Source organism: Nocardioides potassii (genome assembly GCF_021648885.1).
Lineage (GTDB): Bacteria > Actinomycetota > Actinomycetes > Propionibacteriales > Nocardioidaceae > Nocardioides > Nocardioides potassii.
Map to the genome: position 1 here is coordinate 403102 of NZ_JAKJHZ010000009.1, position 23552 is coordinate 426653.

Here is a 23552-nt window from a genome sequence, read left to right on the forward strand (position 1 = left end):
CATGACCGTTCCTAGGCTTGACCCGTGACGACGACGACCGAGAGCCCAGCCCCCGCCACCTCGGCACCGCCCACGTGGCTGCCGGTCGCGGCGGGTGCGATCACGCTGGTGATGTGGGCCTCGGCGTTCGTGGTGATCCGGCACGTCGCCGACGACATCAGCCCCGGCTCGCTCGGGGCCGGGCGGCTGCTCGTCGCCGCGCTGGTGGTCCTGCCGCTGGTGCTGCGGCGCGGCTGGGTGGCTCCCACCCGTCGCGAGTGGACGCTGCTCGCCCTAGGCGGCATCGGCTGGTTCGGCGTCTACAACCTCGCCCTCAACGCCGGCGAGCGCCACGTGGACGCGGGCACCGCGGCGATGATCATCCAGATCGGACCGGTCATCGTCGCGCTCCTCGCCGTCCCGCTCTTCGGTGAGCGCCTCCACCGGTGGTTGATCGGCGGCATGGTGATCGGCTTCGCCGGCGTCGCGGTGATCGCGCGCGGCTCGACGACGGACGCCGACGCGAGCCTGCTGGGCGTGGTGCTGGTGCTCGTCGCCGCCGCGATGTACGCCGTCGGCGTCCTGACCCAGAAGGTGCTGCTGCGCCGACTGCCGTCCGTCCAGGTCGTCTTCGTCTCGTTCGTCATGGGAGCGGTGATCTGCCTGCCCTTCTCCCGGGACCTCCCGGGCATCGTCGCGGACGGCGGCGCCGAGCTGTGGTGGATCGTCTACCTCGGCGTGCTGCCGACGGCGGTCGCCTTCACGACGTGGGCCTTCGCCCTGACCCACACCGACGCGGGAGCGCTGTCGCTGACGACGTTCCTCGTGCCGGGCATCGCGACGCTGATCGCGTGGCTGACCATCGACGAGGTGCCGCCGTCACTGACGTTCGTCGGCGGCGCGCTCGCGATCATCGGCGTGCTGATGACCCGGCGGAGGCCGAGGGACGCGGCCTAGGCCTGCTCGAGCCAGCCGCGGAAGGCCTCGAGGTTGCGGGTCGACTCGCCCCGCGAGATCCGCCACTCCCACTCCTTGCGGATCGACGAGGCGAAGCCCAGCTCGAGGATCGCGTTGAAGGACTCGTCGGCGTTGGCGAGCACGGAGCCCAGGACACGGTCGAGCTCGTCGGGCGACACCGACGCCAGCGGCAGCCGCGCCTCGAGGTAGACGTCCCCGTGCCGGTCGACGGCGAAGGAGACGGCGTACATCCGCAGGTTGCGCTCCAGCAGCCAGCGGTGGACGCGGGCGTGGTTCTCGTCGGGGTTGCGGCAGACGAAGGCGTGCACGCCGAGCGCGTGCGGGCCGACGTCGAGCCGGACCGGCACCTGGAGCTTCTTCTCCCCCGGCAGGCTCAGCGAGAAGCTCGCGCCCGCGACGCCCTCGCGCGCGGTCTCCTCGTGCTCGATCTCGTTGTCGGCGAGATAGGCACGGACGACCTCGATCTCCTTCACGACACCATCTCAGCACGCATCCGGCCGGCGGCGCGCTCGTAGGCGGCGAGGGTGCGCTCGGCGGTGCGCTCCCAGCTGAACTCCTGCGCGTGCTCGACAGCGCCCGCGCCGAGCCGCTCGACCAGGACCGGGTCGTCGACGAGGCGGCGCAGCGCGGCTGCCCAGTCACGCGGCTCGTGGGTGTCGACGAGCAGGCCGCTCACCCCGTCGCGCACGACGGTGGTCAGTCCCCCGACCGCGGCGGCCACCACCGGCGTACCGGTGGCCTGGGCCTCGACGGCGACGAGCCCGAACGACTCGTTGTAGGACGGCACCGCGACCGCGGTGGCCGCGGACGCCCACACGGCGAGCTCGGCCTGCGCGACGGGGGGCACGAAGCGTACGACGTCGCTGATGCCGAGGTCCGCGGCCAGGTCGGCGAGCGCGGTGGGGTGCTCCAGGCCCGACCCGGACGGTCCACCGACGACGGGTACGACGAGACGGTGCCGCAGCGACGGGTCCTCGGCGAGCATCACCTCGACCGCGCGCAGCAGCACGTCCGGCGCCTTGAGGGGCTGGATCCGGCCGGCGAACATCAGCACCGCCGCGTCCTGCGGCAGGTCGAGCCGGCGCCGCGCCTCGGCCCGGTCGTGCGGCGCGAAGACGGTGAGGTCGACGCCGGGATGGATCACCTCGACCGCGTCAGGGCTGGCCCCGTAGAGGTCGACGAGCTGGCGCGCCTCGGTCTCGGTGTTGGCGACGAGGAGGTCGGCGGCCTCGACGACCTGCTCCTCCCCGATCACCCGCGACACCGGCTCAGGGGTGTCCCCGACGGCGAGCGCCTCGTTCTTGACCTTGGCCATCGTGTGCATCGAGTGCACGAGCGGCACGTTCCAGCGGTCGCGCGCGAGGGCACCGACCTGTCCGGAGAGCCAGTAGTGCGAGTGCACGGCGTCGTAGTGACCGAGCGGCTGCAGCGCCTCGGCCCGCAGCACCTCGCGGGCGAACGTGCACAGCTGTCCGGGCAGCTCCCCCTTGGTCAGTCCCTCGAACGGGCCTGCGGAGATGTGGCGCACCAGCACGTTGTCCGCGGCCTCCACGACCTGGGGCAGCGCCGAGGAGGTCGCGCGGGTGAACACGTCGACGTCGACGCCCTGCGCACCCAGCCGCCTGGCGAGCTCGATGACGTAGACGTTCATGCCCCCGGCGTCGCCCGTCCCGGGCTGGTCCAGGGGGGAGGTGTGGAGGCTGATCATCGCCACCCGCTCGCCCACGCGCGTCTCCTTCGTCAGCTGGTCCGTCCCCGTCCGGAGTGCCCCGTCGGGGTGCACCTCCGGTGCAACCTCGCACGGGTGCACGGGATTCCCGACCAGCATCCCCGGGGTGGGTGGCTCAGCGGGAGTGCGCTCCACCCGGACGGGGGGCCTGCGGCTCGGCGCGACGGCCACGGAGCAGCGCGATCCCACCGATCAGGGCCGCGACCACGCCCCAGAAGCCGTCGTACCACCCGCTGTCGGTGCCCCGGAACGCCTCGATCATCGCCATCGCCAGCAGCCCGGACGCGAGGCCGACCACGACCCGCATCCCCGAGGCGTCGCTCCTGACCAGGGTCGACCCGAAGACCGCGGCCGCGACGACGATGAGCGCGAGCCCGACGAAGTGCAGCGTGGCGGGGAGGGGGTCGCTGCCACCGCCGAGCAGCGCGTGCGCGATCCAGAGCAGGCCGCCGAGGAGGGCGGCCGCAGCGGAGAGCCTGGCGGGATTCATCGGGAGAGTGTCCCACGCAGCCCCATGCGGGCTCACGGCTCGTCGGTGCCCTGGTGGAAGCGCGCCTGCCACCGACCGCCGGCGCGGAGCCAGAGGGTGCTGCGGAGCGTGGACCGTTCGGCGGTCGACGTACGCCACAGCAGCAGGATGGTGTCTGGCCCCACCCGGTCGGCGGAGACCACCTCGAAGCCCACGGGCTCGATCGGCCCGATCTCGTCGAGGACCTCCTCGCGCGTCCAGAGCCGCCCCGAGCGGCCGACCTCCTGCCAGTCGGGGTGGAGCAGGGCCGCCATCGCCGCGCGGTCCGTGCGGACCTCGTCGGTGAGCATCGACCGCTCCAGGGAGGCGACGTGCTCCTCGTCGGTCGGCTCCGGGGCGCCGTCGAGGCCGCTGAACAGGTCCGGCTCCTCCTCGACCTGGCCGACCTCGGCGGCCGGGTGGGAGGAGCTGCCCCCGACGAAGCCGGGTCCGGGGTCCGGCTCGGTCCCCCGCTGGTACGCCGACGCGGCGGCGTTGGCGCGCTGGTCGGCCGCCTCGTTGAGCTCGTGGCCCGCGTGGCCCTTCACCCACTCGAAGCGGACGCGGTCGCGGCGGCCCTCCATGGCGGCGTCGAGCGCCTTCATCAGCTCGACGTTGAGCACCGGCTTGCCGTCGCTCTTCTTCCAGCCCTTGCGCTTCCAGCCCGGCATCCACTTCGTGACCGAGTCGATGACGTACTTGCTGTCGCAGAAGACGTGCAGCTCGTCGTCGACGTGCGCGGTCTGCTGGAGCAGGTCGAGGACGGCCATCAGCTCGCCCATGTTGTTGGTGCCGCGCGGCCAGCCGCCCGAGGCCCAGCAGCCGTCGTCGACGTACCACGCCCAACCGGCCGGTCCGGGGTTGCCGAGTGCCGAGCCGTCAGCCGCCGCAATGATCACCTGCCCATCCTCCCAGCACAGTGCCTTGGCAGGATGGGGGCATGCCATCCGACCCGACCCCGTCCCGCACCGCCGTCGTCACCGGAGCGTCCAGCGGCATCGGCGCCGCGAGCGCCCGTGCGCTCGCCGCCCAGGGCTTCCACGTCGTGTGCGCGGCCCGGCGCACCGACCGGATCGAGGAGCTCGCCGCGGAGATCGGCGGCACCGCGGTGACCTGCGACGTGAACGACGCGGACTCGGTCGCCGCCCTCGCCGCCGCGGTCCCGGTGTGCCACGTGCTGGTCAACAACGCCGGCGGCGCCGTGGGCACCGACCGCGTCGAGGACGCCGACATCGAGGACTGGCGGTGGATGTACGAGGTCAACGTCCTCGGGCTCGTCCGCGTCACCCAGGCGCTGCTGCCGTCCCTGCGCGCCAGCGGTGACGCCGTGATCGTCAACATCGGCTCGACGGCAGGGCGCTGGGCCTACGAGGGCGGCGCCGGCTACACGGCCTCCAAGCACGGGGTGAAGGTGGTCTCCGAGACGCTGCGGCTCGAGCTCAACGGCGAGCCGATCCGGATCTGCGAGGTCGCTCCCGGCATGGTCCGCACCGAGGAGTTCTCGGTGAACCGCTTCCGCGGTGACCAGGAGAAGGCGGACGCGGTGTACGCCGGCGTGGACCAGCCGCTGCTCGCCGAGGACGTCGCGGACGCGGTCGCGTGGGTGGCCACCCGCCCCTCCCACGTCGACATCGACGAGCTGGTCATCAAGCCCCGTGCCCAAGCCGCGGCACACAAGGTGCACCGCTCCTGAGACGTGCGAGACTGCCGCGCGTGAAGACCATCGGACTCGTCGGCGGGATGAGCTGGGAGAGCAGCGCGGCCTACTACCGCGACCTCAACCTCGGGATGCGCGAGCGGCTCGGCGGCCTCGCCAGCCCGCGGCTCGCGATGACGACCGTCGACTTCGCCGAGATCACCCACCTCGAGGACGACGAGCGCTGGGACCAGATCGGCACGCTGCTGGCCGAGGCCGCGCGGGGCGTCGAGCGCGCGGGCGCGGACTTCCTGCTGCTCTGCACCACGACCTTCCACAAGGTCGCCGACCAGGTGGAGGACGCCGTCGACGTCCCGGTCCTCCACCTCGCCGACGTCGTCGCGGCCGCCGTGCGCGCCTCGGGCATCGAGACCGTCGGCCTCATCGGCACGAAGGTCGCGATGTCGGAGTCGTTCTTCGTCGACCGGCTCGCCGGCCACGGGCTGTCGGTGATCGTCCCCGACGAGTCGCACCACGACTTCCTCAACGACGCGATCTACGAGGAGCTCGTCCACGGGGTCGTGCTCCCCCGCACCCGCAGCCGCGTGGTCTCGATCATCGAGGAGCTGTGGGACGCCGGCGCCGGTGGCGTGCTGCTCGGGTGCACCGAGCTCGAGCTGCTGGTGAAGCAGGCTGACGTCGAGCTCCCGGTGTTCCCCTGCACGACGCTCCACGTGCAGGCCGCGCTCGACGCCGCCCTCGCCTGACCCCCGCTGGTCGAGGAAGGGCGAAGCCCTGTCACGAGACCACCGCCAACGGGTTTCGTGACGGTCGCTGCGCGACCTCCTCAACCAGCGGTGAGCGGAAGTCCCCGCGCGGTCGCGAGCCAGCGCAGCGCCGTCCAGGCGGGACCGCGCAGGTCGGTCGCCTTCGCCGCGGCCGGCAGGCGCACCGAGAGGACCTTCGAGCGGGCCCCCTCCGAGCTGACCAGCAGTCCGCCCGCGGCGACTGCGATCCCCTCACCCTGGTCCTGCGCGGGCAGCGCCCACGACGTGACGGCCTGCCACGACGGGAAGTCGGCGACGTACGCCTGTGAGTAGGTGCGCATGACGACCCCGCCCCCGCCCGGCAGGAAGGTGGCGTCGGTGACGATCCCGGGCGCCTCACCGACCTCGACCAGGCGGTTGGGACGGTCGGCCCGCAGCGTCGCCGGCGCGGCGTAGACCGTACCGCCGAAGATGCCCTTGGAGATCACGAAGAGCCGACCGGTCACCGGGTGCCGCAGGAGGGCCTCGGCGTCACGAGGGCCGTCGGGGTAGACCAGCTCGTACGACGTCGGCGTGGCGTCGACGTCGCCTCGGCCGAACGGCACCCGGAAGACCTCGACCGAGTCCCGCACGGCGCGATTGTCCCCGATGTCGCCGACCCACACGTGGCCCGGCCCGGCGGGCGCGAGCGCCTCCACGTCGACCGGGGCCGTGGGCCACGTGGTGACGCCGACGGTGCCACCGGTGGCGGGGTCGACCGTGAAGATGCGCCCGGAGTCGCCGGAGTCGTTGGTGGTGAACACCAGCCCGTCCTGCGCCACCAGTCCGCTCGACTCGACGATGTCGGGATCGGAGAAGCGGAAGACCTCGCGGTCGGCGGAGGCGGGGCCCCCGGAGGCCGCACCCGCCAGGAACGGCAGCGCGACCACGATGCCCACCACGCCGTGCCGTCCCCTCACGCCGCCACGGTAGTCGCGGGCCGTTCGTCGCGGCCCGTCCACCGTTCGTCGAACCCTCACCCCTTCGGTCGTTGACACCTCAATCAACCGCGGGACAGCGTGGCGGTCGTCACCCTCGGGAAAGGACGTCCCATGTCACGTCTCGACAAGTCGGCGATCGTCGCCGGTCCTGGCTACAGCCGCTGGCTGATCCCACCGGCCGCGCTCGCCGTGCACCTGTCCATCGGGCAGGTCTACGCGTTCTCGGTCTTCAAGAACTCGCTCGTGGAGAGCTTCGACACCAGCCTGACCGCGATCGGCTGGGTCTTCTCGCTGGCGATCGTGATGCTCGGCCTCTCCGCCGCCGTGCTGGGGACCTGGGTCGAGCGGTCCGGTCCCCGCAAGGCGATGGTCGTCGCCGCGCTCTGCTGGGGCACCGGATTCCTGGTCGGCTCCGCCGGCATCGCGACCGGGCAGCTCTGGCTGCTCTACCTCGGCTACGGCGTCATCGGCGGCATCGGCCTGGGCATCGGCTACATCTCTCCCGTGTCGACGCTGATCAAGTGGTTCCCGGACCGCCCCGGGCTGGCGACGGGCATGGCGATCATGGGCTTCGGCGGCGGCGCGCTGATCGCCTCGCCGCTGTCGAACCGGCTGATGGCGCTGTACGACGCCGACTTCGTGTCCACCGAGCCCACCGCGGTGGCCTCGAGCTCGGCGCTGGCGCAGACGTTCCTGACCCTCGGGATCGTCTACACCGTCTTCATGCTCATCGGGGCCACCCTGGTCCGCGTTCCCCCGGGCCATGGTGACGACGCGACGGCGGAGCACTCCCCCGGCACCAACGGCGCGCTGGTGCGGGCCTCGCGGGCCATCCGCACTCCGCAGTTCTGGTTCCTGTGGGTCGTGCTGTTCTGCAACGTCACGGCCGGCATCGGCATCCTCGAGCAGGCCGCCCCGATGATCCAGGACTTCTTCCGCGAGAACGGCGACAGCACCGTGTCCGCGGCGGCGGCCGGCGGGTTCGTCGGCGTGCTCTCGCTCGCCAACATGCTGGGCCGCTTCGTCTGGTCGAGCCTCTCGGACCGGATCGGCCGCAAGCCGACCTACGTCATGTACCTCGGCGTCGGGCTCGTGATGTACCTGCTGCTCGCGCTGTTCGGCGACAGCTCGACGGTCGTCTTCGTCGCGCTGGCCGTGGTGATCATCTCCTACTACGGCGGGGGCTTCGCGACCGTCCCGGCCTACCTCAAGGACCTCTTCGGCACCCTCGAGGTCGGCGCCATCCACGGTCGCCTGCTCACGGCGTGGGCCGCGGCAGGTGTCGCGGGCCCTCTCATCGTCAACGGGATCCTCGACACCGTCGGGGAGCCGGGCAACCTGGTCGCGGCCGACTACCGTCCCGCGCTCCTGACGATGGTCGGCGTGCTCGCGGTCGGCTTCGTCGCCAACCTGCTGATCCGCCCCGTGGACGAGTCCCACTTCGACGACCACGCACACGCGGCCCACGAGGACCGCGCACCCGAGGAGGCAGTGCGATGAGCACGAACGACGACCACACCACGACCAGCCCGGCACTGGTGGCGGGGGCCTGGGCCCTGGTCGGGCTCCCGCTCGCCTACGGGCTGTGGCAGACGCTGGTCAAGGCGTCGGCCCTGTTCACCGGCTGAGCCCCGACTCCTCCAGCAGCTCGCCCAGCCTCGGACGGACGCCCCACGCCGCCAGCAGGTCGTCGTACTCCTGGGCGGCGGACTCCTCGGCCTCGCTGGCGCGGCGGTGCGACCCCGCGTCGCCGCGCAGCCGGACCGCGCGCAGCAGGGTGTTGCGCGGGGTGTGCGCGCTCTCGACGAACTCGACGACGTCGACCCGGTAGCCCTCGCGCCGCAGCAGCGCCGCGCGCAGTGCGTCGGTGAGGGTGTCGGCGAAGCGCTCGCGCAGGATGCCGTAGCGCGTGAGCATGGCGTAGGGCTCGGGGGCCTCGGTGGTGCGCAGCTGGGCGGCGATGTCGTGGTGGCAGCACGGCGCGGCGAGCACCAGCGAGGCGTGCCAGTCCAGCGCCCGGGCGAGCGCGTCGTCGGTCGCGGTGTCGCACGCGTGCAGCGCCAGCACGACGTCCGGCGCCCGGTCGAGAGCGGCGTCGCCGATCGAGCCGACCACGAAGTCGGCATCGATGCCGAGGGTCGCCGCGACCTGCGAGTTGTGGTCGGCCGACTGCTGCTTCACGTCGACGCCGGTCATCCTCACCGGGAGGCGACGGCTGAGGTGGGCGTGGGCGGCGAAGGTGAGGTAGGCGTTGCCGCAGCCGAGGTCGACGACGCGCAGGGGGTCGTCCTCGGTCGGCGTGCGCACCTGGCCCTGCTCCATCGCCTCGGTGAGGCTCGCGTCGAGCAGCCGGACGAACTCCTCGACCTGGCGGTACTTCGCCTGTCGCGTGGGCTTGACCCGACCGTGTGCGTCGCTGATGCCGAGCGCGACCAGCACCGGGTCGTCCTCGGCGAGCAGCCGGTCCTTGGCACGGTCGTGGTCGTGCGACACCGTGACCGCATCGCTGCGCGCCTTCGTGTGCAGCAGCGGCGCACCCTTCTTGGTCACGCGGAGCTGATGCGTCGACTCGGTGGTGTCGACGTGCCAGCTGGCGAACGGCTGCGCGACCAGCGCGTCCACCGCTGCGGCGGCCTCGTCACCGAGCGCGTGGTTGGAGGTGTGCGCCTGCGTGTCGTCGTACGACACCACCTGCAGGTGGCGACCCGCCTTGAGGTCGACGACGCGCAGCTCGATCCGTTTCACCTCACGACCCGCCACGACGGGCACCGGCTGCCCCTTGCGCCGCCCGCTCGCCAGCGCCCGCACCAAGCGGTCGGCGTCCAGGACGGCCGCCCGGAGGGCGGACCACTCGTCGCTCATCGGTGGCGCGCTCACAACACGGCGGCGAGGACGACGATGAGGATCAGCGCCCCCAGCGCCACCGGGATCACGAGTCGGCGGTGGCGGGGGTTCATGGGCTCCATCCTAGGTGGCGCGCGCTCAACCGATTGGTCGAGCAGCCCGCGAGGGACGAGCCCTGCTCTGTCCCCGGTGGTTGAGGTGCGAGCGCAGCGAGCCTCGAAACCAGCTCTGTCCTCGGTGGTTGAGGTGCGAGCGCAGCGAGCCTCGAAACCAGCTCTGTCCTCGGTGGTTGAGGTGCGAGCGCAGCGAGCCTCGAAACCACCCTGTTGACGACCGGTCCGACTGTCGGTGCTTTCATCTAGAATCGAACACATGATCGACGCGCTCGCAGGACCCGGAGCAGGTGAGGCAGACGCCCTCACCGCCTCCGACCTGCTCGCGCTAATCCGCGATCGCAAGACTGCCGAGGACCGCGCAGCTGCGGACCTCCTCGACCTGGCCGCACGGTGGGCCGACCTCCACCCACCCGAGTCCATCCACGCTGCTGCGGCGTTCGAGGTCCGCGGGTCGGAGCACGAGGAACCCATCGCCGGTGACGGCTGCCCGCTGGTGGCGGAGTTCTGTGTCGCCGAGCTCGGCACCGTCCTCGGCATCTCCACCACAGCGGCGAAGAAGCTCATCGGCCACGCCCTCGAGCTCCGCCACCGCCTCCCACGACTCTGGACACAAGTCCAGTCCGGTGTGGTGCCCGCGTGGCGGGCCCGGCTCGTCGCCGAGACCACCATCCACACCACACCGACCCTGACCCCCGAAGCCGCAGCACATGTGGACGGTCAGGTCGCCGCCGTCGCCGGACGGATCGGTGCCGTGCAGCTCGAGCGCCTCGTCGCCGAGACCATCAAGCGGTTCGACCTCGCGACACCGGACGCGGCCGCCGATCCCGAGGACGGCTACCTCCATGTCGATCCGCGCCACGTCACGCTGCACGACGACGACGTCCACTTCGCCGGCACCATGCGGTGGGAGGCAGAGCTCGGCATCGCCGACTCCCTCGACCTCGACCGGGCTGTCGCCCACGGCGCCGAGCTCCGCAAGGCCATGGGATCGACCGCCTCGTTGGACGTCCGTCGTGCCGAGGCCCTCGGGGACCTCGCCCGCACCCAGACCGCCCTCGACCTCGCCTTCGCGCGTAGCGGTGGTGGTTTCGAGGCTCGCTCCGCTCGCACCTCAACCACCGACATGGATGGTCGAGTAGCCGGTGAGGAACGAGCCGGCGTATCGAGACCCGACCTTCCAGCAGCGCGTCAGGTGGTGCTGCACGTCCATTTCGACGCCGTAGTGGTGGGCGAGCAGACCGTCTTTGGTCCCACCGGCCGCCTGGAAGAACGACACAAGCTCCTGCTGCTCGACCAGCTCACGTCCTGGTGCGGCGACTCCCGCACGACGATCACCGTCAAGCCCGTCACCGACCTCAACGCCAACCTCACCGCGCCCGGGTACGACATCCCGGACCGGATCCGCGAACAGGTCATCCTCCGCGACCAGACCTGCGTGTTCCCGTGGTGCACCCGACCAGCCCGACGCTGCGACATCGACCACGTCATCGCCTACGACCACGACGCCGAAGCAGAAGGCCGACCACAACCCGGCCCCACCGCCACCTGGAACCTCGCGCCCCTGTGCCGGCACCACCACCGCCTCAAGACCCACACCGCCTGGCGCTACGACATGACCGCCAACGGCGTCTTCGAATGGACCAGCCCCCACGGCCACCGCTACCGACGCGACCACACCGGCACCACCCCGATCGAGCTCGAGGACGGACCCGACAGGACGCACGACGGCCCGCCCGGCATCCCTCGCCCACGCCGACGATGACCCCGCCCCGCACCCGCCGGTCGTCCTGATGGCGGGGGCGTGAGCCTGTCCGGACACACCCTTGGCGCACTGCTCGCGGCAGATCCGGACGTTCCACCGGCACGATGTGCACGTGGGTGTGGCAGTGGAGCTGGCGGCGGCCGCACAGCCCCTGTTGCCATTGCGCATACGAGCGGTCGAGTTCCAAGACCCGATGGTGGTGGTGATGGGCGAAAGATGGTCGCTGGCTCTCCTCGGGCCCTGGGCGTGGACGCGGGCAAGCACAGTCGAGGTTGACTGGCGCGACGACGATGCGGAGCACAGGGTTTGGGACCTCTGCGGCATGGACGTCCTAGGTGTCGTGCCGGGGACGGCGGAACCCGCGGTCTCCTTCAGGCTCTCCGACGGCAGTTCGCTCTCGGCGCTCCCGGACGACACGACTTACGAACAGTGGACGTTCCGCCACCACGACCTGGCTGTCGTCTTCGTTGGGTCGCGGTGAGCGCGCTCATCGGCAGATCCGGACGCTCATCGCGGCAGACTGGGACAGTCAGCATCCAGCGTCAGCGCACCTGAACACGCAGCGGGTCGCTTGAGCTCGCTCTCAAGGTCGCTAGACCTGTCGTGGTGGCGGGTGGGTCGGGGGCGCTGGGACGCCGGCTGTGCGACGACCTCGCCTCCGCCGGGTACGACGTCGTGGTGCTGTCGCGCACGCCGCGGCCGGGACCGCACCGGCAGGTGCCTTGGGACGGGCAGACCGTCGGATCGTGGAGCGCCGAGCTCTCGGGCAGTGCCGTGATCAACCTCGCCGGCGAGCTGGTGGACCAGCGACCGACGGCCGCCAACATCTCGCTCCTCACCAGCTCGCGCGTCGCCCCGACCCGCGCGCTGGTCGGGGCCAGCCGCACGCTCGATTCCCCCGTCCCCGTATGGGTCCAGGCCAGCACCCTGGCGATCTACGGCGATGCCGGCGACGTCGTCCTCGACGAGACGTCGCCACCGGCGGACGGCCCGCCTCAGATGGCCGGCGTCGCCCGCGCGTGGGAGGCCGCGCTCGACGGGGCGAACGCCGCCCGCAGCGTCGTGCTGCGGACCGGGATCGTCCTGGACAACGACACCCCCGCGCTCGACCGGCTCCGCTCCCTCACCCGATGGGGCCTCGGCGGTCGCGTGGGTCCCGGCACGCAGTGGATCAACTGGGTGCACATCGACGACTGGCTCGCCATGGTCCGGACGGCCCTCGCGGAGGGCTCCACCCTCGAGGGAGTGGTGCACGCGACCGGTCCCGAGCCGGTCCGCAACGTCGACCTGATGCGTGCGCTGCGCCGCAGCGCGGGCCGGCCCCCGGCGCCACCCACTCCTGCGGCGCTCGTCCGTCTCGGCGCGGCCTTCCTGCGCACCGACCCGGCTCTCGCGCTGACCGGCCGGCGAGCCGTCCCGGCCCGCCTCCTCGCGAGCGGGTTTGAGTTCCGGCACCCGCGCATCGACGACGCGCTCGCAGATCTCGACCGCCACCGCCGCTAGGAAGACCGAAACCCGCTCGCCACCGGCTAGGCCCCCGTGTGAGGGTGCGGCCATGGCCGACGACGAGGTGCTCAACCGGGCGGCCGAGGTCAACGAGCAGTTCCGGCCGATCGAGCTGAGCGCCGAGACGGTCACCCGACCTGCTGGGACCCACACCCCGACCGTCCACGCGTTCCTGCGCCACCTCCGCGACCAGGGCCTGGACTGCGTCCCGGAGCCGCTGTCGCTGGGCGGCCGGACCGAGACGCTCCGCTTCATCGAGGGCGAGAGCGGCGGGGACGGCTGGAGGCACCAGCACGACGAGCGGGGGCTGCGCTCGGCAGCGCGGCTCCTGCGCCGCATCCACGACGCGTCGGTCGGCTGGGACCCACCCAAGGACGCGGTCTTCGCCGTTCCGCCCGTCGAGGGAGGCGACACCTTCGTCAACGGCGACCCCGGCCCCTGGAACTTCGTCTGGCGGGACGGGGAGGCGGTCGCGCTCATCGACTGGGACTTCCTCCACCCGGCGCCGAGGCTCAGCGACGTGGCGTACGCACTCCACTGGTTCGCCCCGCTGCGGGACGACAGGGCGGCGCTCGAGTGGCACCACTTCCCGGAGGTCCCTGACCGGCGCACCCGTGTCGAGGTGTTCCTCGAGGCGTACGACATGGTGGCGGACTTCGACGTGGTCGACGCGGTCGTCGAGCGCATCCACCGGACGAGCGACCACGTCCGGTTCCTCGCAGCCCAGGGGCAGGAGCCGCAGCGGACCTGGCTCGAGGAGGGGAGCGTCGAGCGCGAGCGACAGGCCGAGATCGCGTGGATCGAGGCGAACCGGGGGATGTTCTCCCGCTGACCCGTCACCAGTGGTGCAGGGAGCCCCGGAAGACGGTGGCGAGGTCGTCGGCGGTGACCTCGATCGGGGCGGTGGCGAGCAGGCGCTGCTGCTTCAGCGCGCCCTCGACCAGGTCGTCAACGTCGGCGTCGGCGTACCCGATCTCGGCAAGACCGCTGGGGAGGCCGACGTCGCGCATCAGCCCGCGCAGCACGCCCGGCAGCGTCTCTGGGCCGCCCGAGGTGGTCTCGCCGCCGAGCAGCGACGCCGCGCGGAGGTGGCGCTCCGGCGAGGCCTCGAAGAGCAGGCCGAAGGCGGCCGGTGCCGTCATCACCACAGCCATCCCGTGGGGGACGATCGGCTCGTCGTCGGGGTAGCCGGCCGGGCGGAAGTCGCGGACCCGGCCGGCGACGGGGTACGCGCAGGCGTGCGGGACGTGGACGCCGGCGTTGCCGAAGCCGAGGCCGGCAAAGGTGGCGGCGAGGGCCATCTGCTCGCGGGCCTCGCTGTCGGTCCCGTCGCGCACGGCCGCTCGGAAGGCGCCGGCCAACAGGGACAGCGACTTCTCCGCCCACATGTCGGCGACCGGGTTGGCGCCGCAGTAGGGCACGCGCTGCTCGGGCCGCTTGGCGTCGAAGTCGCCGAACCAGCGGGCCGTCCAGCTCTCGAGCGCGTGGCAGAGGATGTCCATCCCGCACGACGCGGTCACCATCGCCGGCTGGGTCATCGTGAGGTCGGGGTCGACCACGGCGAGCGTGGGCCGCAACCGGGCGTGCGAGATGCCGGTCTTCACCTTGAACGCGAGCACGTCGAGGACGCAGATCGTGGTGGACTCGGCGCCGGTGCCGGTGGTCGTCGGTACGGCGACCAGCGGGAGCAGCGGCCGGTCCGGAGCGCGTCCGCCGCCGACCGGAGCGTTGACGTAGTCCATCAGCTCGCCGTCGTTGGTCAGCAGCAGGTCGACCGCCTTGGCGGTGTCGATCGCCGAGCCGCCGCCGACCGCGACGACGGCGTCGAAAGGACCGGCTCCGCGCGCGAACGCGATCGCCTCCTCCATCGAGGCGTCCGTCGGCTCCACCCGTGCACCCGCGAAGACCATGACGTCGAGCCCGCGCTCGCGGATGCCCTCCGCGACCCTGTCCGGGTGCCCGGTCGCGGCGACTCCCGGGTCGGTCACCAGCAGCACCCGGCTCGCCCCGCCCGCGCACAGCTGCTGGACGTCCCAGCCGATCTCCGCGCTGGCACCGCGGCCGAACTTCAGGCCCGGCGCGGCATAGGTGAACACCGACTCGGTCACGACACCACCCCCAGTGCGTAGGTCACCACGTCGAGCACATCGACCCGGCCGTCGCGGACGTCGGCGATCGGGACCCATGCCGCGGACTCGGTCGTGCCGTCGACCTCCCTGACCACCGGGTCGTCGTCGCCGACGCCAGCGCCGAAGATCAGGTGCACCCCGTGGTAGTCCTCGAGACGCCCGGACGGAGCGGTGCCGGCGAAGTGCGTGTCGTGCACACCGAGGAGCGGCCCCACCTCGCACGACAGCCCGCACTCCTCCTCGACCTCACGCGCGAGCGCGACGGACGGGTGCTCGCCGTGGTCGATGCCGCCGCCCGGGAGCGTCCAGCGGCCGGGGTGCGCGGCGCGCGCGGAGAGCCGCGTCAGCAGGACCTGCCGGTCGTCGCCGGAGCCGCGCAGCACGACGGCGTACGCCGCCACCCGCTGGAGCCGGAAGGGCAGGTTGTCCGCGAGCGCCTCACCGACCAGGCCGGCCGTCGGCACGGCGCCCGAGACGATGTCGTCGAACGGCTTCCAGGCCGCGTCGACGGTCGAGCCGTCGACCTCGAGCACGCGCGGCTCGGGCGCGTCGGGTGCCACCCATCCGGCGTACACGATGCGGATCGCGTGCGCGTTGACGAGCTGCCCGTCCCGCGAGGCACGCGGCAGGTGGGAGCTGTAGACGTGGGCGGTCTCGCTGACCGTCGCGGCGAGGCCGGTCTCCTCGTGGATCTCGCGCACCACGGCCCGGCGCGGGTCCTCGCCGTGGTCGACGCCGCCTCCGGGCAGCGTCCACAGCTCGGCGCCGGACACCTTCGGCGCGAGCCGGCTGAGGAGCACCTCGACACGACCACCGTGCTCGCGCAGGATGACGGCGTACGCCCCCACGCGCTGGCGCTGCGGAAGGGATGCCATGCCCCCAACCTAGAGGAGGCACTCGATCGTTCATCCTTGAAGTACCGTGAGCGCCGTGTCCCCCGCGTCCCGTGATCCGTGGCTCGACAACGTCAAGATGGTGCTCGTCACCCTCGTCGTGATCGGGCACGCCATCGGGCTGGTGGAGGCCACCGCGGGCAGCCACTGGGTCTACGACTTCATCTACCTCTGGCACATCCCCGCGTTCGTCTTCGTCAGCGGCTACCTGTCGAAGTCGTTCGAGTGGGACCGGCGCCGGATGAAGAGCCTGCTCTACACCCTGGCCATCCCCTACCTCATCTTCGAGCCGGCCCTCTTCTACTTCCGCCGCGACATCGTCGGCGAGGGCGTCGAGTACCCGTTGTGGATCGAGCCGCACTGGACGATGTGGTACCTGATCGTGCTGCTGATGTGGCGCCTGATCACGCCGATCCTCAAGCGGCACTGGCTGTTCCTGCCGCTGTCGGTGATCATCAGCCTGGCCGGTGGCCTGTGGGACACCGAGGCGCTGATGATCCCGCGCTTCCTCGGACTGCTCCCGTTCTTCGTGCTCGGCCTGCACCTCAAGCCGCGCCACCTCGCCCGCCTCGACGACGTGTGGGTGCGCGTCGCCGCGGTGCCGACGCTGATCGGGATCGGCGTGATGGCCGCCTACACCGACACCTGGGCCGACGCCGCGCTGCTCTGGTACGACACCGGCTACAGCGAGATCCCGATCCCCGACCAGGTCGTCTTCCAGACCCGCCTCACCGTGATGATGGTCGGCCTGCTGGGTGCCTTCGCGGCGATGTCGCTGGTCCCGCGGCGCTCGCTCGGCTGGTTCACCACGATGGGCACCGCGACCATGGTCGTCTACCTCTTCCACGGCTTCGTCATCAAGTCGTTCAAGGGTCTCGGCTACATGGACTTCACGGCCGCCCACCCGGTGCTCGGGCTGGTGCTGACCATCGTCGGCGCGGTCGCGCTCGCGCTCCTGCTGGCGAGCCCGCCCGTGCGCAAGGTGCTGGAGCCGCTCACGAACCCGCTGGGGACGATCGAGAGGCGCTGGGCGGCACGCCGTCCGGAGGCGGCCCCCACGTCGGGCTGAGCGCCGCGCGCGGCACCACGTCGTACGGCGCCGCCTCGGCGCGGGTCGGCCCGTGCCCGCCGAGGTGGGCGGGGTACCACGGCGCCCGCTCCCCCGGCCGCGGCACGTGGTGCGGCAGCCGCTGCAGCTGCTCGAGCCGGTCGGTCAGCCGGCCGCCGAGCCGGCGGGTGAACGAGGTCAGGTCGTCGTCCGGTCCGAAAACCATCGGCTCGCCGACGGACACGTCGACCCGCCGGCCGCGGCGCAGGCTCGGGCGTGGCTTCCTCCCGCGGGCGTCGGGGATCCCGACCGACCAGAGCCGCTGCGATCCCCAGACCGCCACCGGCACGACCGGGGCACCGGTCTCCCGCGCCAGGCTCGCGACGCCGGGCATGAGCGCGCGGACGGTCCAGGACCAGCTGATCCCCGCCTCCGGGAAGACACCCACCGCCTCGCCCTGCTGCAGCAGGCGGCGCGCCCGCAGGTACGCCGCCGCAGGCGCCTGGCGGTCGACGGGGACGTGCTGCATCCGGTCCATCGCCGTGCGGACGAGCGGCACGTCCCACACGTCGTGGCGGCACAGGAAGCGGACGTAGCGACCCCGCTCGACGGCCACCTGCTCGAGCAGGACGAAGTCGGGGTAGCTGACGTGGTTGGCCGCGATGATCACAGGACCGTGCTCCGGGAGGTGCTCGAGCCCGGTCCACTGGGTGTCGATCCCCAGCAGCCTGATGACCCCGCGGCCGATCCGGTTGGTGACCCGGTAGACGCCCTCTCCCATGCCGGTGGTTCGTCGCGAGCGCGGCGACGGATCGGGCGCCGGCACGACCGGCTCAGGCGAAGGGTGGACGGGCGTCGCGCGCCATCGACCGCCGACCCGCCCAGCGCCACACCCGCGCGGCACGGTCGCGGTCGGCGTCGTCCACGAGGTTGCCCATCCAGCGCAGCGCCAGCGTCATCAGCCAGTCCGAGCGCATCCCCGCCGGGCCGAGTGCTGCGACGACCTTGGGCTGCGTGGCGATCCCGGCGAGCCGCCGGGCGATCGAGAACGCCTCGCCGTAGTGCTCCACCAGCGTCGCGCGCCACGCCTCGCCGAGGCCGGCGCCGCTCGCGATGTGCTCGGCGACGAACCGACCCGTCTCGAGGCCGTAGTCGATGCCCTCGCCGTTCAGCGGGTTCACGCACGCCGCCGCGTCGCCGATCAGCGCCCAGTTGGGGCCCGCGACGTTGCTGACGGCGCCACCCATCGGCAGCAGCGCCGACGTGGGCATCCGCAGCTCCCCGGACAGCCCGAAGTCCTTGCCGATCGCGTTGGCGTAGGTCTGCATGAGCGGCTTGATCGCCACCTCGGCCGGCCTGCGGCTCGTGGCCAGCGTGCCGGCCCCGAGGTTCACAGATCCGTCGCCCAGCGGGAAGATCCAGCCGTAGCCCGGGACCAGATCGCCCTGCTCGTCGCGCAGCTCGAGGTGGGAGCTGATCCACGGGTCGTCGGACATGTCGGAGTCGACGTAGGAGCGCCCGGCCACGGCGTACACGGTGTCGCGGTGCCACTCACGGCCCAGCAGCTTGCCGAGCGGGGACCGGACGCCGTCGGCCACGACGAGCCACTGGCACGCGATCTCGAAGGGGCCGTCGGCGCCGCGGAACTCGATCGCAGCCACCCGCTCCCCCTGACGCCGTACGGCGACCGCGCGAGCGTCGTCGACAGCCGTGGCCCCGCTCTCGATCGCCACCGTCCGCAGGTGGTCGTCCAGCTCGGTGCGGGCGACCGCCGAACCCCAGTCGGGCAGGGAGCCGCCCGGCCACGGCAGGAGCAGTGTCTGCCCGAAGCCGTGGGCGCGCAGGCCCTGGTTGACGGTGTGGGAGCGCAGCCAGTCCTCGAGACCGAGCCTCTGCATCTCGCCGATCGCCCGTGGGGTCAGCCCGTCGCCGCAGGTCTTGTCGCGCGGGAAGGTCGCGGCATCGGCCAGGACGACGTCGAGCCCTGACCGCGCGGCCCACGCAGCGGCCGCCGATCCGGCGGGGCCGGCGCCGACGACGAGCACGTCGGTCGAGGTGGGGCGCGAGGCGGGCTGGGTCACGCGCGGATTCTCTCAGACCGCTCCCAGCGTCCCGCTCCCGACCACGGCTGGGACTCAGCCGCGGAAGGGCTCGTGCGAGAGCAGGTGCACGCTGCTGTTGCGGCAGCCCGTCGTGGCGTGCGCGACGAGCTGCGACCTCGTCGAGTCCGGGAGGTAGACGCGGAAGCCGTCGACGGGCGCCGGGCGACATGTCGCGCGCGGGTAGTCCTGCGCCACGGCCTCGGAGACGAGGCTGCGGGCCCGGTCCCCGGGGTGGAGGACCACGCGCGGCGCCGTGCCCGGGTCGCGGTCCGCCGGAGCACCCACCTGGGCGCCGTTGCCGCCGCCGACGTAGGACAGGCCGCCGTACCCCTGCAGGACGCACGTCCGGTCGCCGGTGTCCGTCAGCCGGATGACGCCGTAGCGATGGCCCGCGGCCGCGTCGCGCGCGCGGTAGCTGGCGGTGAGGTCGGCGTCGCCGCACTCGGGGACCGCTGTGGCGACGGCCCTGGTTGACGCGCCGGTGGCGGCTGAGGACGACGGTCCGGCGGGAGCCCCGGCCTGCGCCTGAGGCGCACCCGGGTGCAGGTGCAGCGTCGCGACCACCGCGAGGGCGCACGCGCCGAGCATGAGGAACAGTGAGCGGTGCCAGACGGATCGGACCATGCGTCCAGTGTGCGTCGAGGTGCGGGGCCACCCAAGGGGGTGGGAAATGGGCCGAGCCCCGGCCTCCCTCAGGAGACCGGGGCTCGGGGTGACCGCGATCAGTTCTGGTACGAGCCGAAGTCGAAGTCGTCCAGCGCGACCGCCTGCGACGACGGACCGAAGTCGTAGTCGTAGGAGTCGTAGCCGGTGACCGAGTAGGCCGCGGCGCGGGCCTCCTCGGTCGGCTCCACGCGGATGTTGCGGTAGCGCTCGAGGCCGGTGCCGGCCGGGATGAGCTTTCCGATGATCACGTTCTCCTTCAGGCCACGGAGGCTGTCGGAGCGGCCGTTGATCGCGGCGTCGGTGAGCACGCGGGTGGTCTCCTGGAAGGAGGCCGCCGAGAGCCACGACTCGGTCGCGAGCGAGGCCTTCGTGATGCCCATGAGGACCGGGCGACCCGAGGCCGGCTTGCCGCCCTCGGAGACCACGCGACGGTTCTCCTCCTCGAACCGCACCCGGTCGACCAGGTCGGACGGGAGCAGGTTGGTGTCACCGGACTCGATCACGGTCACCCGGCGCAGCATCTGCCGGATGATGATCTCGATGTGCTTGTCGTGGATCGACACGCCCTGGGAGCGGTAGACCTCCTGGACCTCGTCCACGAGGTGCTCCTGCGCCTTGCGGACACCCAGCACGCGCAGGACGTCCTGCGGGTCGGGCGTACCGGACGTGATGTGGTGGCCGACCTCGATGTGCTGGCCCTCCTCCACGTTGAGGCGCGAGCGCTTGGAGACCGGGATCTCCTGGGGCTCGGAGCCGTCGTCCGGCGTCACGATGACGACGCGGGCCTTGTCGGTCTCCTCGATCTTCACGCGACCGGCCGACTCCGAGATCGGCGTACGACCCTTGGGCGAGCGGGCCTCGAAGAGCTCGACCACGCGAGGCAGACCCTGCGTGATGTCGTCCGCGGAGGCCACACCACCGGTGTGGAACGTACGCATGGTCAGCTGCGTGCCGGGCTCACCGATGGACTGGGCGGCGATGATGCCGACCGCCTCACCGATGTCGACCAGCTGGCCGGTGGCCAGCGAGCGGCCGTAGCACTTGGCGCAGGTGCCGGTGCGGGCGTCGCAGGTCAGGACCGAGCGGACCTTGACCTCGCTGATGCCGGCCGCGACGAGCTCACCGATCTTCACGTCGCCGAGGTCCTCACCCGCGGCGGCGAGTACCTCGCCGGTCTCCGGGTGGGTGATCTCGACGGCGGAGGCCCGGGCGTAGGCCGAGGTCTCCACGTGCTCGTCGTCGATGCGCTTGGGCAGACCACGCTCGGTGCCGCAGTCGTCCTCACGGATGATGACGTCCTGCGAGACGTCCACCAGACGACGGGTCAGGTAGCCCGAGTCGGCGGTGCGCAGCGCGGTGTCGGCGAGACCCTTGCGGGCACCGTGGGTCGAGATGAAGTACTCGAGCACCGACAGGCCCTCGCGGAAGTTGGCCTTGATCGGGCGCGGGATGATCTCGCCCTTCGGGTTGGCCACCAGACCACGCATGGCCGCGACCTGCCGGATCTGGTTCATGTTTCCGGAGGCACCCGAGTCGACCATCATGTAGATCGGGTTCTTGCGGTCGAAGTTGGTCTCCATCGCACGACCGACCTCGGCAGCAGCCTGGGTCCACAGCTCGATGAGCTCCTGACGACGCTCGTCGTCGGTCATCACGCCGCGCTCGTAGTTCTTCTGGACCTTCTCGGCCTGCGCCTCGTAGCGGCCCAGGATCTCGACCTTGCTGTCGGGCGTGGTGACGTCGTCGATCGAGACGGTCACACCCGAGCGCGTGGCCCAGTGGAAGCCGGCGTCCTTGAGGGCGTCGAGCGAGGCGGCGACCTGGACCTTGGTGTAGCGCTCGGCCAGGTCGTTCACGATCGCGCCGAGGCGCTTCTTGCCGACCTCCTCGTTGACGAACGGGTAGTCCGCCGGGAGCGTGTCGTTGAAGTAGACGCGACCCAGGGTCGTGTCGAGCAGGATCGCGGTCCGCTCCTCCCAGTCCGCCCCGACCTCGAGGTCGAGCGGCGGGACGATGTCGTCGAGACGGATCTTGATCTTGCTCTGCATGCCGATCTCGCCACGGTCGTAGGCCATGATCGCCTCGGCCGGCGACGAGAAGACGCGACCCTCGCCGAGCTCGCCGTCACGCTCGGCGGTGAGCCAGAACAGGCCGATGATCATGTCCTGCGAGGGCATGGTCACCGGACGGCCGTCCGACGGCTTGAGGATGTTGTTGGTCGACAGCATCAGGATGCGGGCCTCGGCCTGCGCCTCCGCGGACAGCGGGAGGTGGACGGCCATCTGGTCACCGTCGAAGTCGGCGTTGAACGCGCCGCAGACGAGCGGGTGGATCTGGATGGCCTTGCCCTCGATCAGCTGCGGCTCGAAGGCCTGGATGCCGAGGCGGTGCAGGGTGGGCGCGCGGTTGAGCAGCACGGGGTGCTCGGTGATGACCTCTTCGAGGACGTCCCACACGACCGGGCGGGCGCGCTCGACCATCCGCTTGGCGGACTTGATGTTCTGCGCGTGCGACAGGTCGACGAGGCGCTTCATCACGAACGGCTTGAACAGCTCGAGCGCCATCTGCTTGGGCAGACCGCACTGGTGCAGCTTGAGCTGCGGGCCCGACACGATGACCGAGCGGCCCGAGTAGTCGACGCGCTTGCCGAGCAGGTTCTGGCGGAAGCGACCCTGCTTGCCCTTGAGCATGTCGGACAGCGACTTGAGCGGACGGTTACCGGGACCCGTGACCGGGCGACCACGACGGCCGTTGTCGAAGAGGCTGTCGACGGCCTCCTGCAGCATCCGCTTCTCGTTGTTGACGATGATCTCGGGCGCACCGAGGTCGAGCAGTCGCTTGAGGCGGTTGTTGCGGTTGATGACGCGGCGGTAGAGGTCGTTGAGGTCGGAGGTGGCGAAGCGGCCACCGTCGAGCTGGACCATCGGACGCAGGTCCGGCGGGATCACCGGGACGGCGTCGAGCACCATGCCGATGGGCTGGTTGCCGGTCTTGCGGAAGGCGTCGACGACCTTGAGGCGCTTGAGGGCGCGGACCTTGCGCTGGCCCTTGCCGTTCTCGATCGTGTCGCGCAGCGACTCGACCTCGGCCTCGATGTCGAAGTCCTGAAGGCGCTTCTGGATCGCCGTGGCGCCCATGTGGCCCTCGAAGTACTTGCCGAACCAGTTCTTCATCTCGCGGTAGAGGAGCTCGTCGCCGAGCAGGTCCTGCACCTTGAGGTTCTTGAACGTGTCCCAGACCTCCTCCAGCCGCGCGATCTCGCGGTTGGCGCGGTCACGGAGCTGGTTCATCTCGCGGTCGGCACCGTCACGCACCTTGCGCTTGGCGTCGGCCTTCGCGCCCTCTGCCTCGAGGGTGGCGAGGTCCTCCTCGAGCTTCTTGGCACGGTCCTCGACGGAGGTGTCGCGGCGCTTCTCGAGGCGCTCGCGCTCCAGGCCGACCTTGTTCTCGAGGGACTCCTGGTCGCGGTGCCGGGCGTCCTCGTCGACCGAGGTGATCATGTAGGCGGCGAAGTAGATGACCTTCTCGAGGTCCTTCGGCGCCAGGTCGAGCAGGTAGCCCAGGCGCGACGGGACGCCCTTGAAGTACCAGATGTGGGTCACGGGTGCGGCGAGCTCGATGTGGCCCATCCGCTCGCGACGCACCTTGGAGCGGGTGACCTCGACGCCACAGCGCTCGCAGATGATGCCCTTGAAGCGCACGCGCTTGTACTTGCCGCAGTAGCACTCCCAGTCCCGGGTGGGACCGAAGATCTTCTCGCAGAAGAGTCCGTCGCGCTCGGGCTTGAGCGTGCGGTAGTTGATGGTCTCCGGCTTCTTGACCTCGCCGTGGCTCCACGCGCGGATTTCCTCCGCGGTGGCCAGGCCGATCTGGATCTGCTCGAAGAAGTTCACGTCCAGCAAGGTGTGT

22 protein-coding genes are annotated in these 23552 nt (G+C 71.5%); 10 read left to right on the forward strand and 12 right to left on the reverse strand.

Annotated features, from left to right (window positions below):
* Nucleotides 1–24 precede the first annotated feature (24 nt).
* Nucleotides 25–936 (forward strand): DMT family transporter, encoded by a 912-nt coding sequence (locus L2K70_RS15690; RefSeq protein WP_236403272.1) that lies wholly within the window; start codon nucleotides 25–27, stop codon nucleotides 934–936.
* Here L2K70_RS15690 and L2K70_RS15695 read toward each other — a convergent pair.
* The 4 genes from L2K70_RS15695 to L2K70_RS15710 all read right to left on the reverse strand — a co-directional run bounded on the left by L2K70_RS15695 (nucleotide 933) and on the right by L2K70_RS15710 (nucleotide 4093).
* A complete protein-coding gene (locus L2K70_RS15695; protein ID WP_236403273.1) occupies nucleotides 933–1430 on the reverse strand; it encodes a type III secretion system chaperone family protein in 498 nt (165 codons plus the stop codon). The two genes, L2K70_RS15690 and L2K70_RS15695, sit on opposite strands and share 4 nt — an antisense overlap.
* Nucleotides 1427–2683 carry a D-inositol-3-phosphate glycosyltransferase gene (gene mshA / locus L2K70_RS15700; RefSeq protein WP_236403277.1) on the reverse strand — a complete coding sequence of 419 codons (1257 nt, stop codon included), beginning with the start codon at nucleotides 2681–2683 and terminating at the stop codon, nucleotides 1427–1429. Before mshA ends, L2K70_RS15695 begins: the two co-directional genes overlap by 4 nt.
* A gap of 118 nt (nucleotides 2684–2801) precedes the next feature.
* Nucleotides 2802–3176 (reverse strand): hypothetical protein, encoded by a 375-nt coding sequence (locus L2K70_RS15705; protein ID WP_236403279.1) that lies wholly within the window; start codon nucleotides 3174–3176, stop codon nucleotides 2802–2804.
* Between the two features lie 32 nt (nucleotides 3177–3208).
* Entirely contained in the window at nucleotides 3209–4093 is an 885-nt protein-coding gene (locus L2K70_RS15710) for an RNase H family protein (RefSeq protein ID WP_236403287.1), read from the reverse strand.
* 41 nt (nucleotides 4094–4134) lie between these two features.
* Between L2K70_RS15710 and L2K70_RS15715 the strand changes: the two genes are divergently transcribed.
* Nucleotides 4135–4887: an SDR family NAD(P)-dependent oxidoreductase gene (locus L2K70_RS15715; protein WP_236403289.1), complete on the forward strand. Its 753-nt coding sequence runs from the start codon at nucleotides 4135–4137 to the stop codon at nucleotides 4885–4887.
* 20 nt (nucleotides 4888–4907) lie between these two features.
* Entirely contained in the window at nucleotides 4908–5597 is a 690-nt protein-coding gene (locus tag L2K70_RS15720; RefSeq protein WP_236403291.1) for an aspartate/glutamate racemase family protein, read from the forward strand.
* A gap of 80 nt (nucleotides 5598–5677) precedes the next feature.
* On the opposite strand, the gene L2K70_RS15725 is transcribed toward L2K70_RS15720, so the two are convergent.
* Nucleotides 5678–6556 carry a hypothetical protein gene (locus tag L2K70_RS15725; protein WP_236403293.1) on the reverse strand — a complete coding sequence of 293 codons (879 nt, stop codon included), beginning with the start codon at nucleotides 6554–6556 and terminating at the stop codon, nucleotides 5678–5680.
* 132 nt (nucleotides 6557–6688) lie between these two features.
* On the opposite strand from L2K70_RS15725, the gene L2K70_RS15730 reads away from it, so the two are divergent.
* Nucleotides 6689–8077: an OFA family MFS transporter gene (locus L2K70_RS15730; protein WP_236403295.1), complete on the forward strand. Its 1389-nt coding sequence runs from the start codon at nucleotides 6689–6691 to the stop codon at nucleotides 8075–8077.
* On the forward strand, nucleotides 8074–8205 hold the full coding sequence (locus L2K70_RS21275; RefSeq protein ID WP_268930629.1) for an MFS transporter small subunit: 132 nt from the start codon (nucleotides 8074–8076) through the stop codon (nucleotides 8203–8205). The genes L2K70_RS15730 and L2K70_RS21275 overlap by 4 nt, the downstream gene beginning before the upstream one ends.
* On the opposite strand, the gene L2K70_RS15735 is transcribed toward L2K70_RS21275, so the two are convergent.
* Nucleotides 8195–9439: a class I SAM-dependent methyltransferase gene (locus L2K70_RS15735; RefSeq protein WP_236403297.1), complete on the reverse strand. Its 1245-nt coding sequence runs from the start codon at nucleotides 9437–9439 to the stop codon at nucleotides 8195–8197. The two genes, L2K70_RS21275 and L2K70_RS15735, sit on opposite strands and share 11 nt — an antisense overlap.
* Nucleotides 9440–9793: 354 nt before the next feature.
* On the opposite strand from L2K70_RS15735, the gene L2K70_RS15740 reads away from it, so the two are divergent.
* The 4 genes from L2K70_RS15740 (at nucleotide 9794) to L2K70_RS15755 (ending at nucleotide 13637) form a co-directional block, all read left to right on the forward strand.
* Nucleotides 9794–11299, forward strand: coding sequence for an HNH endonuclease signature motif containing protein (locus tag L2K70_RS15740; protein ID WP_236403298.1), 1506 nt, complete (start codon nucleotides 9794–9796; stop codon nucleotides 11297–11299).
* 112 nt (nucleotides 11300–11411) lie between these two features.
* Nucleotides 11412–11780: a hypothetical protein gene (locus tag L2K70_RS15745; protein WP_236403299.1), complete on the forward strand. Its 369-nt coding sequence runs from the start codon at nucleotides 11412–11414 to the stop codon at nucleotides 11778–11780.
* A gap of 125 nt (nucleotides 11781–11905) precedes the next feature.
* Nucleotides 11906–12802: an epimerase gene (locus tag L2K70_RS21745; RefSeq protein ID WP_236403302.1), complete on the forward strand. Its 897-nt coding sequence runs from the start codon at nucleotides 11906–11908 to the stop codon at nucleotides 12800–12802.
* Nucleotides 12803–12854: 52 nt separating this feature from the next.
* Entirely contained in the window at nucleotides 12855–13637 is a 783-nt protein-coding gene (locus L2K70_RS15755) for a phosphotransferase enzyme family protein (RefSeq protein ID WP_236403304.1), read from the forward strand.
* A 4-nt stretch (nucleotides 13638–13641) separates the two neighbouring features.
* Here the strand turns inward: L2K70_RS15755 and L2K70_RS15760 are convergent, their stop codons facing one another.
* Nucleotides 13642–14913, reverse strand: coding sequence for a hydroxyacid-oxoacid transhydrogenase (locus tag L2K70_RS15760; protein ID WP_236403306.1), 1272 nt, complete (start codon nucleotides 14911–14913; stop codon nucleotides 13642–13644).
* A complete protein-coding gene (locus L2K70_RS15765) occupies nucleotides 14910–15809 on the reverse strand; it encodes an NUDIX domain-containing protein (protein WP_236403308.1) in 900 nt (299 codons plus the stop codon). The genes L2K70_RS15760 and L2K70_RS15765 overlap by 4 nt, the downstream gene beginning before the upstream one ends.
* A 55-nt stretch (nucleotides 15810–15864) precedes the next feature.
* On the opposite strand from L2K70_RS15765, the gene L2K70_RS15770 reads away from it, so the two are divergent.
* Entirely contained in the window at nucleotides 15865–16896 is a 1032-nt protein-coding gene (locus L2K70_RS15770; protein WP_236403316.1) for an acyltransferase family protein, read from the forward strand.
* Here the strand turns inward: L2K70_RS15770 and L2K70_RS15775 are convergent.
* The 4 genes from L2K70_RS15775 to L2K70_RS15790 form a co-directional block, all read right to left on the reverse strand.
* Nucleotides 16823–17656 carry a lysophospholipid acyltransferase family protein gene (locus L2K70_RS15775; RefSeq protein ID WP_236403319.1) on the reverse strand — a complete coding sequence of 278 codons (834 nt, stop codon included), beginning with the start codon at nucleotides 17654–17656 and terminating at the stop codon, nucleotides 16823–16825. The genes L2K70_RS15770 and L2K70_RS15775 overlap by 74 nt on opposite strands.
* Before the next feature lie 52 nt (nucleotides 17657–17708).
* Nucleotides 17709–18956, reverse strand: coding sequence for a geranylgeranyl reductase family protein (locus L2K70_RS15780; protein WP_236403326.1), 1248 nt, complete (start codon nucleotides 18954–18956; stop codon nucleotides 17709–17711).
* Between the two features lie 54 nt (nucleotides 18957–19010).
* Nucleotides 19011–19601 carry a DUF4232 domain-containing protein gene (locus tag L2K70_RS15785; protein WP_236403327.1) on the reverse strand — a complete coding sequence of 197 codons (591 nt, stop codon included), beginning with the start codon at nucleotides 19599–19601 and terminating at the stop codon, nucleotides 19011–19013.
* 98 nt (nucleotides 19602–19699) lie between these two features.
* Nucleotides 19700–23545: a DNA-directed RNA polymerase subunit beta' gene (locus L2K70_RS15790; RefSeq protein WP_303645867.1), complete on the reverse strand. Its 3846-nt coding sequence runs from the start codon at nucleotides 23543–23545 to the stop codon at nucleotides 19700–19702.
* Nucleotides 23546–23552 lie beyond the last annotated feature (7 nt).

Excerpts from the sequence above, each read along its gene's own strand:
- L2K70_RS15705 (WP_236403279.1), bottom strand. The coding sequence starts at position 3,176 with ATGAATCCCGCCAGGCTCTCCGCTGCGGCCGCCCTCCTCGGCGGCCTG.
- L2K70_RS15715 (WP_236403289.1), top strand. The coding sequence starts at position 4,135 with ATGCCATCCGACCCGACCCCGTCCCGCACCGCCGTCGTCACCGGAGCG.
- L2K70_RS15730 (WP_236403295.1), top strand. The coding sequence starts at position 6,689 with ATGTCACGTCTCGACAAGTCGGCGATCGTCGCCGGTCCTGGCTACAGC.
- L2K70_RS21275 (WP_268930629.1), top strand. The coding sequence starts at position 8,074 with ATGAGCACGAACGACGACCACACCACGACCAGCCCGGCACTGGTGGCG.
- L2K70_RS15735 (WP_236403297.1), bottom strand. The coding sequence starts at position 9,439 with ATGAGCGACGAGTGGTCCGCCCTCCGGGCGGCCGTCCTGGACGCCGAC.
- L2K70_RS15740 (WP_236403298.1), top strand. The coding sequence starts at position 9,794 with ATGATCGACGCGCTCGCAGGACCCGGAGCAGGTGAGGCAGACGCCCTC.
- L2K70_RS15755 (WP_236403304.1), top strand. The coding sequence starts at position 12,855 with ATGGCCGACGACGAGGTGCTCAACCGGGCGGCCGAGGTCAACGAGCAG.
- L2K70_RS15765 (WP_236403308.1), bottom strand. The coding sequence starts at position 15,809 with ATGGCATCCCTTCCGCAGCGCCAGCGCGTGGGGGCGTACGCCGTCATC.
- L2K70_RS15775 (WP_236403319.1), bottom strand. The coding sequence starts at position 17,656 with ATGGGAGAGGGCGTCTACCGGGTCACCAACCGGATCGGCCGCGGGGTC.
- L2K70_RS15785 (WP_236403327.1), bottom strand. The coding sequence starts at position 19,601 with ATGGTCCGATCCGTCTGGCACCGCTCACTGTTCCTCATGCTCGGCGCG.